The organism is Methylobacillus draconifructus (assembly GCF_045984355.1).
Taxonomy (GTDB): Bacteria; Pseudomonadota; Gammaproteobacteria; order Burkholderiales; family Methylophilaceae; genus Methylobacillus; species Methylobacillus flagellatus_A.
Genome location: NZ_JBJQII010000001.1, coordinates 98,314 through 110,405 on the forward strand (window position 1 = coordinate 98,314; position 12,092 = coordinate 110,405).

At 54.2% G+C, this 12,092-nt stretch carries 10 protein-coding genes; 1 reads left to right on the forward strand and 9 read right to left on the reverse strand.

Features of this window, described 5'->3' with window-relative positions; translation table 11 throughout:
- Window positions 1–23: 23 nt before the first annotated feature.
- The gene (locus tag ACJSDX_RS00505; RefSeq protein WP_407993025.1) at window positions 24–1,607 is read left to right on the forward strand and encodes an AI-2E family transporter; all 1,584 of its coding nucleotides are present in this window, start codon (window positions 24–26) and stop codon (window positions 1,605–1,607) included.
- A gap of 339 nt (window positions 1,608–1,946) precedes the next feature.
- Here ACJSDX_RS00505 and ACJSDX_RS00510 read toward each other — a convergent pair whose 3' ends face one another.
- The 9 genes from ACJSDX_RS00510 to ACJSDX_RS00550 all read right to left on the reverse strand — a co-directional run bounded on the left by ACJSDX_RS00510 (window position 1,947) and on the right by ACJSDX_RS00550 (window position 11,787).
- Window positions 1,947–2,582 carry a hypothetical protein gene (locus ACJSDX_RS00510; protein ID WP_407993026.1) on the reverse strand — a complete coding sequence of 212 codons (636 nt, stop codon included), beginning with the start codon at window positions 2,580–2,582 and terminating at the stop codon, window positions 1,947–1,949.
- Between the two features lie 112 nt (window positions 2,583–2,694).
- Entirely contained in the window at window positions 2,695–3,198 is a 504-nt protein-coding gene (locus ACJSDX_RS00515; RefSeq protein WP_407993027.1) for a copper chaperone PCu(A)C, read from the reverse strand.
- 33 nt (window positions 3,199–3,231) lie between these two features.
- Window positions 3,232–5,460, reverse strand: coding sequence for a TonB-dependent receptor (locus tag ACJSDX_RS00520; RefSeq protein WP_407993028.1), 2,229 nt, complete (start codon window positions 5,458–5,460; stop codon window positions 3,232–3,234).
- Window positions 5,461–5,588: 128 nt separating this feature from the next.
- Window positions 5,589–6,320, reverse strand: coding sequence for a PEP-CTERM sorting domain-containing protein (locus ACJSDX_RS00525; protein ID WP_407993029.1), 732 nt, complete (start codon window positions 6,318–6,320; stop codon window positions 5,589–5,591).
- Window positions 6,321–6,375: 55 nt separating this feature from the next.
- Window positions 6,376–7,128 (reverse strand): FxDxF family PEP-CTERM protein, encoded by a 753-nt coding sequence (locus tag ACJSDX_RS00530; RefSeq protein ID WP_407993030.1) that lies wholly within the window; start codon window positions 7,126–7,128, stop codon window positions 6,376–6,378.
- Between the two features lie 217 nt (window positions 7,129–7,345).
- Window positions 7,346–7,666: a c-type cytochrome gene (locus tag ACJSDX_RS00535; protein ID WP_407993031.1), complete on the reverse strand. Its 321-nt coding sequence runs from the start codon at window positions 7,664–7,666 to the stop codon at window positions 7,346–7,348.
- A gap of 199 nt (window positions 7,667–7,865) precedes the next feature.
- Window positions 7,866–8,360 carry a hypothetical protein gene (locus ACJSDX_RS00540; RefSeq protein WP_407993032.1) on the reverse strand — a complete coding sequence of 165 codons (495 nt, stop codon included), beginning with the start codon at window positions 8,358–8,360 and terminating at the stop codon, window positions 7,866–7,868.
- A 176-nt stretch (window positions 8,361–8,536) separates the two neighbouring features.
- Window positions 8,537–11,119 (reverse strand): ATP-dependent chaperone ClpB, encoded by a 2,583-nt coding sequence (clpB, locus tag ACJSDX_RS00545; protein WP_407993033.1) that lies wholly within the window; start codon window positions 11,117–11,119, stop codon window positions 8,537–8,539.
- Between the two features lie 95 nt (window positions 11,120–11,214).
- Window positions 11,215–11,787 (reverse strand): hypothetical protein, encoded by a 573-nt coding sequence (locus ACJSDX_RS00550; protein ID WP_407993034.1) that lies wholly within the window; start codon window positions 11,785–11,787, stop codon window positions 11,215–11,217.
- Window positions 11,788–12,092: the final 305 nt, after the last annotated feature.

A 12,092-nucleotide genomic window follows, 5' to 3' on the forward strand; every position in this document is an offset into this window, starting at 1 on the left:
AATACAAGCCCAGAGCCTTCCCCATGTTACTCAGCCGTTTCCGCCACCCCGCCGTATCCCACCACCAGATTGTATTACGCGAAGTGCCTTTGCTGGCCGGGCTCAGCAACCACGAGCTGGACACCCTGAACAACCTGCTGCACCAGCGCACCTATGTGCGGGATGAAATCATCTTCGACCCGCATGAGGAAGGTCAGGCCATTTACTTTATCCTCTCGGGCAAGGTGCGCGTATCGCTGGACGGGCAGATCATCGGCACCCTGGAGGCGGGGCAGTTTTTCGGGGAGCGGGCCTTACTGGAGAACGTGCGCCGCAAAACCCAGATCCGTGCCTTGGAAGACTGCGTGCTTGCGGTACTGTTCCGTGACGACTTCCTGCATCTGCTGCATACGCATCCGCAGATCGCGGATACTATTTCAGAGCATTGCAGCCTGAGGCGCGTTCAATTTCCCGAAATTGAACGCGAAACCATAGACCAGCCCTTATTGGCAGACGAGCAGCATGGGCCCGGTCCGCTGGCCTGGGCAGGGATCATTGCCACCACCTGTTTGCTGTTGCTGATCTTCAAGAAAATCCTTTGGCTAGTGGTGCCTTTCCTGCTGGCGCTGATCCTCTATTACCTGCTCGCCCCGCTGGAGAAAAAGATGGTAGCCGCAGGCACGGGACGCGGGCTTGCCGCGGTGGCATTGAGCGGCGCGTTCCTGGTGGTGACCGTGGTCGGGCTGTTGTTGGTCTATCCCATGGTGGTTGCCAACGCGGCATCGTGGCAGACCGGCTTCGCGCATTACTCGGCCGGGGGAGCGGCCTTGGCAGAACAGGCACTGCAAGGCGTGCAGGAGAAGTTCAGCTTTCTGCAGACCGCGCATTTCGGCGACAACATCTCGAAGCAGATTACAGACGTTTCCGAGCACTTTTCCGACAAATACCTGGGCAAGATACTGAGCGGGCTCGCCACCTGGCTACCCTCCTTGCTGCTCACGCCGATCATTACCTTCTTCATGCTCAAGGATGGCGCCAATTTCAGGAAAATGCTCGGCGCCGCCGTACCTAACGCCTTTTTCGAGAAAACCCTTTACCTCATCCATGCGGTAGACCAGACCGCCAGGCTCTATTTTGTCGGCCTTATGAAGATGACGGTGATCGATACCATCCTGACGACATTGGGCTTGTGGGCGCTCGGCATATCCTCTCCCTTGATGCTGGGCATGATCGTGGCCGTCCTGTGCTGGATACCCTACCTGGGACCCTTGCTGGGATTTGCCATCGTGGCGCTGGTCGCCTCCACCGACATGCCGGGCAACATCGGCGTGATCTACAGCCTGGCAGCATTGTTCATCATGATCCGTATGCTGGACGATTTCTTCTTCCTGCCCGCCATCGTCGGGCGCAGCCTGCGCATCCATCCGCTGCTCACCATCATGATGTTCCTAATCGGCGAGGCGATTGCAGGCGTGGCGGGCTTGATGCTGGTGATTCCCATCCTTGGCGTCGTCCGCATCCTGGGAGAGACCCTGGAAATCATCCTCAAGGATACCCGCCTGCAGGCCCGGCACCGCTATTCGGAGAAATTGCGCTGGCGCGCTGCCACGCGCGATATGGATCGTTAATATCCAGAAAATATTCTTGCAATCCTAGAGATCAGAGATACTTTGCCGGAAACAGCTTGGACTAATACTACAATTACCTTGGGGCATACGATGACCATGCATGTAATGCAAGCCCATCGTTGATAGTGGTGCTACGTTCTGTCACAATATTCAGGGCTTTCCTGCTTGGAAAACATTTCGGCAAACACTGGTTCTATTTTGCTCATGCAATCCATACAGGAAACAGCTTTCCTTCAGCGAAGCAAGCAATTTTCAACGTCAAGAACATTGCAAAATTCTATATATATCCGGATCAACGATGTGTAGCTTATCAATCCGGATATGAGAGAAATTTGGATTTTACTTACAACTCTTTTTCACTGGAACTTCAAACTCAATCTCCACATCAGTCCAGGTTTTACCCCTGTGGAAAGCTTGAGTACAAATACGCTCCAGCTTGGCAAAGGCTTTGCTCCCATTGAAATCCTTGATGATGTCCAAGGTGCCTTTGGCATGAAAATTACCGCCTTTTTCAGTCACTTTCATCGGAATGACTTTGGTGACTTCATTCATGGTGACCGCCAATTGCAATGTATCACCCTCAATCTTGTCGATCTTAGCGGAAATCTTGCCAGGATTTGCAAAAGTCTTGAATAGCCCTGTCACTACATTGTTGTTTCTGACAGCGGCAAAAGAGGGATCCCATTGTCCTCCGCTACCATTATTCAAGTCAGCGGAAGTATCCAATGATGTCGAGTCTATATCGATGGTGGCACCTTCCAATTTCCCGGTCGAGGATGCCAACTGATATTTCTTGAACGTGTTTTTGCTGACAACATAAGATTTGTCTGGCGCACCAAATGCAGTGAAATAGAACTTAAACCCTTTTTCATCTGGCGTGTAGCTACAACTGGCAGCCATGACAGTGCTACTAGCCGCTACCATACATAGACTGCCGATCATTCCTAATACGAGATGACGAATACTGCTTTTCATTCAACCTCCCATCAACACAATGTGTTTATTGAAAATAAGCTCGAAAAATGAGCAGTATTATTTTATGTTAATGAGAATTATTGTTATATGTGACAAAGTGTCGCATGCTGCGTTACTCATTGAAGAAATGTCCAGTGAGTGACAATGTCACGGTTTGCCTGCTCTGGTCTTTCTCAACGAATTCCAGCGTGACAGGAACAATTTCCCCTGGCCGAATCATATGGTTAAGTCCACTCAGAACCAGTTGATAGCCTTCCGTAGTGAAATCCACAGGACTGCCTGCAGGCAAGGGTAGTCGCTCTATCACCTTCATTTTCAGTGTGTCGCCAACACGAACCGTCCGGAAAAATGCGGCCTGTTTCGCGATTGGAGAAGTTACATTGGTCAACACAGTATCCCGGCTTGAGGTCAAGATCATATAAGCCGAAGTGGATTTCTGTCCTGGTTCCGTTGTCCAAATACGTAAACTTGTGCCGAGAATTTCTGCATGTAAGGATGTAGATAAAGCCAGCAATAGGCAGGCGCTAAAGAGGGAGAAAAAACATGGGAAGCGAGATATGAAGAGCATGATAAAGCCTTGCAAAAAAATGCTCATATTCGCTTGAATCATTTCCATGCGACAGTGACATATTGTCGCATGGGATAACGTTTAAAAACTGTAAGAAAGCGCTATATTTACTGACCTTCCCCGCCCTGGCACACCCATGCCCCATGGGATGCCATTGGTCGTCATGGCATTCCCTTGTGCCAGATAAGCGCCGCCGAGCGGTAAATAGTAGAAACGGTTGAACAGGTTTTCCACCGACAAATCCAGACGTGTACTTTGCCATTCAAGACTGCTACGCAGGTTGAACAAGGTATATCCAGGGGTTGTGATTTCGTTGCGCACCTGGGAGATTCTGTCTTTTTCGGTGACCCGCTGCATTTCCAGCGTGTTGGTCCAGGAGCCCAGCTTGTGCTCGAGCGCGAATTTGCCGTTCAACGGCATCATGTGGTACAGGTTGTCGCCAGTGGCGCGATTCTCGCCACGAACGTAACTGAACATGCCGCTGACGGCAAAACTGCCGATATTGGCAATGCTGCCTAGGCGGTAGCTTCCTGAAACATCGAGTCCATAGAGCCTGGCATCCGCATTGGCATATTGCAGCAGCATATATTGATCGTTGCGGGTATAGCCCGGCAAGCGCACGGCATCGATGTAATTCTCGACATAGGTGAGATACCCTGTCGTTTTCACCTGCCACTTTTCCTTGTTGGCATCATGCCAATCGCCGCTGGCGCTGATGGTGTAGGCGATTTCAGGCTTCAAATCCGGATTGCCGATATAACCGTTGCCATCACCGACAAAGTTGTTCATGAGAGCAGCCATGGCAAACCTGGACCATGGGTAGCGCTCGTACAGATTGGGAGAGCGGGTCTTGCGGGCAAAGCCGAATTCGTAACTTTGGCCGTCGTCGGGTGTAAACCGGGATAATGCTGTCAGGTCGTAATGATAATCCTCGCGGCTGCGGTTCAAGGCATTAAAAGCGTTGGCATCCGCTTGATATGAACCGCTTGAGTAGCCTTGCACAGGCCCGGTATTCGACTTGACACGATCTGTCCTAATACCCAGCAGCGTGGTCCATTGACTGCTCCATTTCGCTTCCCATTCACTGAACACGCCGATGCGGTCACGCTTGCCGTCACGAATATTCCAGAAATCATTGCAGCACATCGAGTTCGCGGATAATCCAATGCCAGGCCACCAGTCATCCAGCCGATAGAATTGGAAATCAGTGCCTATATTGAAAGAATGCTGCTCATCCAATGCAATATTGGCTTTTACCATACTGCCATCCGTGGTTGCTTCTGAAAGCATCGGCATCATCATGCCAATGTAGCGATGGGGCAACATATCCATTGAATGCTCGAGGTTCTGGTGAAAATAGCGCATTTCCAACTCCCCCCAGCCGAACTGCCCGGTGTAATGGAGGTTGGCGGTGCGGTTTACATTGGCAGGTTTCTTGGTGTTTAGTAAAAAATTCCCGGGGTTGCCAGGATCCGGCTCGCTTGAAACCATGTCCATCCGCTGGTTAGGGAAGCCCTCCCAATCGAGGGATTGTTCGCCTAATTTTAGTTCGAACAAGTGGTTGTCCTGGATTTTCCAGCCAAGGCTAAGCTCGCGATGGCGCGAGCCGCGGTAAGCTGTTCCTGCAACGGTACGTTCAGTCACGGAGTCAAGAAAAGGCCTTAAGAAAGCATTGTTCTGCTGATTCCAGCCCCCAGGCTTTTTAAAATCCCCTGCTGCCCTGTAGTTATTGGCTTGGGAATAAGAGTCGGTATAGGTCAGGCTGAGATTTTGACTTGCCAGGGTAAGGGCGACATTGCCGCCTCTCGCCGCGCCATTGCTGCGGTAAAATGTGCCGAGCTTGCCCGTGACCAACAGATCCTCACCATCCTTTGCAAATTTGGGCTTGGCCGAACTGACCTGGATCGTCCCGCCGATACTGTCTCCGCCCACGCTGACGGGCGTGATGCCTGCATATACCTGCACGGTTTCCACATTGGAAGGGTCCATGTACGACAATGCAGGGTTCATGTGGTTGGGGCAAGCGCTCATGAGGTCCATGCCGTCCACCTGGGTGCGGATGCGGTCATCGGCAAAGCCGTGGATTGTCGGCAGGCTGGAAATCCCGCCTGCACCATAGGTACTGACGCCAGGTATATCTTCCAGCAAGCGGGCGGTGTCGTTGGTGTTTAGACGCCGCCTTGCCAATGACGCTGATGACAGTGACTGGCCTTCAAATGCAGGATCTTCTATGCGGCTGGCCTGCACTTCGAGCAGCGGCAATTCCTTGACTGGCGTGCCATTTTCTTTGCTATCAATAGTGTCAGCCATGCCACTGGCCGGGCTGAATATGAGCGAAACAGCTAGGCTCAGCAAGATTGGTTTGTTCATTTGGAGCTTTCCAGCGCAAAAAGGCAGGCGCACCGCACCTGCCGTTCAGAAGTTAGATGATGAAGAGGTTAAGCTTGGCGGCGACGGCGTGCTGCAGCCCCCATTAAAGCCAATCCCAGGCCCAGCATGGCATAGGTGCTGGGTTCAGGTACCGCAGCAGTGATGGTTTGGGAGATTGGATAGCCGCTCATGGTGCCGATTGCGCCATAGGCTGATTCAGAAGTACCTGTCATGCAGACAGCACCCATCATGCCGCCAGCTGCGCAGTCGGCATAGGCCAGATGGTTGATCTGCGTTTGTGTCAGCGCCTGCAGTGGGTCATCTGGAATGAAGACCAGGGCATAGGCATTGCCAGGATTGTTGCCAGCGCTCGGGAAGCCATAGTAAACCCCGCCTGCATTCACGCCCGCCTGCGGGCTCCAGCCATCGCCGCCCATCCCGGTCCAGAAGGTATTGGTATTGTCATTTTTGAATGCCGCGGCAAAGGTACCGCCCAGAGAAGCGTCATACCAGGATTGCAGTTGGTAATCCAAGGTCAGCCAGGTCATGTTGTCATTTGGGTAACCCAATGGATCGCCCGTCATGGACTCAGACAAGATGCCTTTCAAGTTCGATACGGTCTTGGTACTACTGTCGTAATCAAAGGTACCTAGAAAAATAGTGTCTCGAGGCTGGGTATCAGGCTCATACCATACGGTTTCAATGTTATACGAACTGACAGCGGCCAAAGCCTGGCCTGTGCTAGCTACCATCAATAATGCGGATACTGCGGATGCAATGTGTTTTTTGCTGAATTTCATTTCATTCTCCTACCGAGAAGAGGAAGGTCGCAGACCTCCCGAATTGAACGAGGAATTAACGCGCTGAGCGACGACGGGCAGCAAAGCCCATCACGCCCAAGCCCAAAGCCAGCATGGCGTAGGTGCTGGGTTCTGGAACCGCAGCCACGCTCAATGTGGTTGACAGGCCATAGTTGTAGGCTAGGGATAGCGGATCATTCTGCGAAGCATGATCGGCACCGCCGACGATCAAGGTGTAGGTACCGGAGCCAAGCAGGAAGCTAGAGCTGACGATGCCATCGGCAACACCGTCACCGACCACGCCCGGCAAGTTGCCGAAATTGTCTGAATTACCGTCAACCGCATAACCAATGAACGTCAGCTTATTGATTTCACCAGCATCGTTGCCAATTTCGAAATCACCGAAGGTATTGAGCGCGCCTTCGGTCTCAAACCCCAATGCATCGCGATAGGCAACCGTCACTGCAGTTCCATCGTGCGCTGCGCCAGGCGCCTTGCCTTCATAAAGACTGAAGCCCGGCAGCAGGCCGTCCAGGGATGTTGCTGTAGCATTGGCAAACGCAGATGCGGAAATAGTGACGAGGGCTTCGCTGGTCAAACTAAATGTAAACCATTTGACCTGGTGTGAATCTCCCCAGTCCGCATCGGCTGCATCCGCCCAACCGAAGCTACGTGTTGTTTGATTGGCAATCGTGACCGACTCACCACTCAACCCATCAAACGTGCCAAAATCCCGCCCCGTATAACTGACATGGGCAAAAGCTGATTGGCTGGCAATCAAGCCTGCCAGCAATACTATTTTTTTCATTGGTTTTCCCTTTCAATAAGAGCAAATAGGCTATGAGCGCCGTAGAGCAATATAAGGAAAGAAAGAATTAATGAGAATGTGACAAATTGTCGCGCGACAATTTGTCGCATTTCTGTTCGATTAAAAAAAAGCTGACTACCAGCAAGGAGTCAGCTTCAAAACCACAGTCAATGTTACTTAGACTATGATGGAGGATCGAATTAGGTTTACGATATTTTTACAAGGAGAGTATCCAAGAAACTATTGTTTTAATGTCTTCTTCTTTGACATGAGCATTTGGAGGCATCGGCATCTGGCCCCAAGTGCCGCCTCCACCGGTTTTGATTTTTGCAATCAATTTTGCTTCTGCCGCTTTGTCGTTTTTATATTTTTCTGCCACTTCCTTATACCCTGGCCCAACAATTTTCTTCTCGACGCCATGACATGCGAGACATCCGCTCTTCTGAACCAATGATTGTGCTGCTTTCGCATCTGCAGCATGAGCGGTGGCCGCAAGTATGCCTTGTGCCACCAACAGCACTACAAATAATTTATTCATACCTTCTCCAGATTGTTTTTTCTATTTTTTTATTAGAAATACCACCCAGCTAAAAACCATATTCCTAATGCGGCCTAATAATAGCGACTTAGAGAAAGTTTAAAAATGTGACAAATTGCCACGCGACGATTTGTCACACCCTGGCCCACCAAAAAGCAAAGGGCTGGAAATCCAGCCCTCTTTGTGTAACAAATGCAACTTACCACCAGCCCCAACGCGGGCCATAGTAGCCGCGCCAGTATGGACCGTAACCAGGTCCCCAGAAGGGATCGTAGAACCCACGATTGCGCCACTGGTATTCACGGCGCAGCTTTTCCTGCTCTATCACTTTTTCCTTCTCGCGCTTGTTCAGCTCTTCAGCAAACCCATCCCTCAATGCCTGCTCGCGGCTGCTGTAGATATAATCGAGCACCTTGGGATCCACGCCCTGCTTGCTCAGCTCCAACGCCTTGGAGGGGGTCAGGTCGTAGCGCGAATTGCTTTCCTTGATCTTGGCAATGATCTCGTCAGCGCTGGTACCGGCCTTGGACAAACGCACCAGCTCGTCATAGGTAATGAACGGCGCAGGCTGCGGCAGGAGCTTCTCCAGTTCTTCAGCGGAAATACGCTGGATCTGCGGTTCCTTCTGCTGCTGGGTAGTCGCGCATCCCGCCAGTACCACACTGCCCATCACGACAGCAACGATCAATCTCATCTCATCCTCCTGGCTTCTGCCAGATCACTCCAAACCTGCTTCAAAGGCCAATGACAGGCCAAACTGCCTGTATGACCATGAACCGGCCACCAAATTCCCAACCGTTCATATTCTATTGCAAAATTTTTCACTCTGATCATAAGAAACGGGGCAGGAATATTCCTGCCCCGTTATGGTCAAGCCTTGCTGAACACCATGCGCCCGCCCTTGAAGTCCACATGCACGGTATCCTTGGCGGCAAATGTGCCATTGAGGATTTCCTTGGCCAGCGGGTTCTCGATCTCGGACTGGATCGCACGCTTGAGTGGACGTGCACCATACACAGGATCGAAACCGGCGTTGGCGATCTCGGCCAGTGCGGCGTCGCTGACGTCGAGCTGCATGTCCATCGCCGCCAAACGCTTGGCCAGGCTCTGCAACTGGATGCCGGCGATCGACTTCACGTGCGACTCGCCCAGCGCATGGAACACCACGACCTCGTCGATTCGGTTGACGAATTCAGGCCTGAAATTGGCTTTCACCTCGGCCATCACGGCCAGCTTGACGACTTGGTAGTCGTCGCCGCTCATGTTCTGGATCATCTGCGATCCGAGGTTGGACGTCATGATGATCACCGTATTCTTGAAGTCCACCGTACGGCCCTGGCCATCGGTCAAACGCCCGTCGTCAAGGACCTGCAACAGCACGTTGAACACGTCCGGATGCGCTTTCTCGACCTCGTCCAGCAGGATCACCGAGTAAGGCTTGCGGCGCACGGCCTCGGTCAGGTAGCCGCCCTCTTCGTAGCCGACATAGCCCGGAGGCGCGCCGATCAGGCGCGCTACGGAATGCTTTTCCATGAACTCGCTCATGTCGATGCGGATCAGGTGGTCTTCCGAATCGAACAGGAAGCCTGCCAACGCCTTGGTTAGCTCGGTCTTGCCTACGCCGGTAGGACCCAGGAACAGGAAGGAGCCATACGGCTTGTTGGGGTCGGACAAGCCTGAGCGCGAACGGCGGATTGCGTCGCTGACCAGGCGCACCGCCTCGTCCTGCCCCACCACGCGCTCATGCAGTTTGTCTTCCATATGCAGGAGCTTGTCGCGCTCGCCTTGCAGCATCTTGGAGACAGGGATGCCCGTCGCACGCGACACCACCTCGGCGATTTCTTCCGCGCCGACCTGCGTGCGCAGCAGGCGGTGTTGCTTAGGCTCGCCTTCCTCGGCGCTGGCGGCCTGCTTGAGCTGGGTTTCCAGCTGCGGCAGCTTGCCGTATTGCAGCTCGGACACTTTCTGCCATTCGCCCTTGCGCGTGGCTTCCTCGATCTGCAGCTTGACCTTCTCGATCTCTTCCTTCAGGTGCTTGCTGCCCTGGACCTGGGCTTTTTCCGCCTTCCAGATTTCCTCCAGGTCGGCATATTCCTTTTCCAGGCGGCGAATTTCATCCTCGATCAGCGACAGGCGCTTTTGCGAAGCCTCGTCCTTCTCGCGGTGCACCGCTTCGCGCTCAATCTTGAGCTGGATCAGGCGGCGCTCGAGCTTGTCCAGCGCTTCCGGCTTGGAATCGATTTCCATCTTGATGCGCGACGCCGCCTCGTCGATCAGGTCGATGGCCTTGTCCGGCAGGAAGCGGTCGGTAATGTAGCGGTGGCTCAGCTCGGCGGCGGCGACGATCGCGGGGTCGGTGATCTCGACGCCGTGGTGCACTTCGTATTTTTCCTGCAAGCCGCGCAGGATGGCGATGGTCGCCTCGACCGAAGGCTCGTCCACCAGCACCTTCTGGAAGCGGCGCTCCAGCGCGGCATCCTTCTCGATATACTTGCGGTATTCGTCCAGCGTGGTCGCGCCTACGCAGTGCAATTCGCCGCGCGCGAGCGCCGGCTTGAGCATATTGCCGGCATCCATGGCGCCTTCCGCCTTGCCGGCGCCCACCATGGTGTGGATTTCATCGATGAAGACGATGGTCTGGCCTTCATCCTGCGCCAGTTCCTTCAATACGGCTTGCAAGCGCTCCTCGAACTCGCCACGGTACTTGGCGCCCGCCAGCAGGCCCGCCATGTCCAGCACCAGCACGCGCTTGTTCTTGAGTGTTTCCGGCACCTCGCCATTGACGATGCGCTGGGCCAGGCCTTCCACGATCGCGGTCTTGCCCACGCCGGGCTCGCCGATCAATACCGGGTTGTTCTTGGTGCGGCGCTGCAATACCTGGATCGCGCGCCGGATTTCATCGTCGCGCCCGATCACGGGATCGAGCTTGCCGGAGCGCGCGCGCTCGGTCAGGTCGACCGTGAACTTCTTCAGGGCCTCGCGGTTGCCTTCCGCCTCCTGGCTATTGACGGTATCGCTGCCGCGCACGGCGTTGACCGCCTGCTCCAGCGCCTGCTTGGTCAAGCCGTGGGTCTTCAGCAACCGGCCGGTCTCGCCCTTGTCGTCGGCCAGCGCGAGCAGGAACATCTCGCTCGCGATATAGGCGTCGTTGCGTTTCTGGGCGTTCCTGTCAGTGACGTTGAGGAGATTGTTGAGCTCGCGCGAAATCGAGACGTCGCCGCTATTGCCCTGCACTTTCGGCAAGTTGTCGACCGCGGCCTGCAACCCGGCCCTGAGCGGGGCCAGGTTCGCCCCGGCGCGCGCGAGCAGCGATGCGGTGCCGCCGTCGTCCTGGTTGAGCAGGGCCAGCAGCAGGTGCGAGGCTTCGATGTTGGGATTGTCGTTGCCGACCGCGATGCTTTGCGCGTCAGCCAGGGCTTGCTGGAATTTTGTAGTCAGTTTGTCGAAACGCATGCTTGCCTTCCTTCAATGTATGTTTGGTTGACTACTACATGGCGACCATCCAGGATGAATTCAAGCACCAGGCATTAACAAAATCCTACATTGCGCTAACGCCGGTCCCAAGTGCGGCCATCGTCCTCGGAAACGAGCTGGTGCAGCGCCGAGGTGCCGTCGCTGCGAATCTCCAGCCAGTTCAGGTTCACCTGGTTATTGAGCGAGATCAATTCGATATGGCTGACATCGTCGGTGGACATCCGCTTGGGAGGGGAAGACACCCACGCCGAGCCGTCCATGCGCGCGTAGTACACGCCCTTGTTCATGCGCATCCACACCAGGTGCCAGCCCCAATTGCCGCCGCGCACGATGGCGAGCAAGGGGAAATGACAACCCAGGCTGCGGCTGCCGTCATAAGTGACTCGACGGATGCCTTGCAGCCGCCCTTCGAGCGACGTGGCCATGACCAGGTCGCGCGTGCCGTCGGTGAAGGTGTGCTGCCAGAAAAACACGGGCTGCCCGTTCGCATCGCGCGTACCCGCCACGCGGCAATTGCTCGGGATACGGTCCGCCAGCTGGCGCAGCTTGGCGTCCTCCTCATGGTTGACGACATCCAGCCCGATCTCTGCCGCGGCAGCCGAGCAAGCAATCAAAACCCCGATAATTCCAATAATCTTTTGTTTCATATTTCATTGACTCATGAAGAGCATGACGCAAATGATACGAGTGCGACAATCTGTCGCACTTCAGGGACAGCGTTTGTTGTTATTATCCGTGCATGATTCTTTTTAGGCAAAAGCACGGGCCGATTGCCCATGGGGCCTGCATCGCAGCATTATTCAACAGGCTTGCCGCGGCCCTGGCCCCATGTTCGATCCACAACGCATGGCTGGCCGTCTTTCCTGTCCCGGGCAGCAAGTATATGCCTTTGTCACGCAAAACGGCAGACCCCGGATCACTCCCTTTATTAGACCAATGACGGTCGGATAGC

What these genes read in the sequence shown, in the direction of transcription:
- ACJSDX_RS00510 (WP_407993026.1), bottom strand. Translation starts at nt 2,582, where the DNA reads ATGAAAAGCAGTATTCGTCATCTCGTATTAGGAATGATCGGCAGTCTA.
- clpB (WP_407993033.1), bottom strand. Translation starts at nt 11,119, where the DNA reads ATGCGTTTCGACAAACTGACTACAAAATTCCAGCAAGCCCTGGCTGAC.
- ACJSDX_RS00520 (WP_407993028.1), bottom strand. Translation starts at nt 5,460, where the DNA reads ATGGCTGACACTATTGATAGCAAAGAAAATGGCACGCCAGTCAAGGAA.
- ACJSDX_RS00550 (WP_407993034.1), bottom strand. Translation starts at nt 11,787, where the DNA reads ATGAAACAAAAGATTATTGGAATTATCGGGGTTTTGATTGCTTGCTCG.
- ACJSDX_RS00515 (WP_407993027.1), bottom strand. Translation starts at nt 3,198, where the DNA reads ATGGAAATGATTCAAGCGAATATGAGCATTTTTTTGCAAGGCTTTATC.
- ACJSDX_RS00535 (WP_407993031.1), bottom strand. Translation starts at nt 7,666, where the DNA reads ATGAATAAATTATTTGTAGTGCTGTTGGTGGCACAAGGCATACTTGCG.
- ACJSDX_RS00525 (WP_407993029.1), bottom strand. Translation starts at nt 6,320, where the DNA reads ATGAAATTCAGCAAAAAACACATTGCATCCGCAGTATCCGCATTATTG.
- ACJSDX_RS00530 (WP_407993030.1), bottom strand. Translation starts at nt 7,128, where the DNA reads ATGAAAAAAATAGTATTGCTGGCAGGCTTGATTGCCAGCCAATCAGCT.
- ACJSDX_RS00505 (WP_407993025.1), top strand. Translation starts at nt 24, where the DNA reads ATGTTACTCAGCCGTTTCCGCCACCCCGCCGTATCCCACCACCAGATT.
- ACJSDX_RS00540 (WP_407993032.1), bottom strand. Translation starts at nt 8,360, where the DNA reads ATGAGATTGATCGTTGCTGTCGTGATGGGCAGTGTGGTACTGGCGGGA.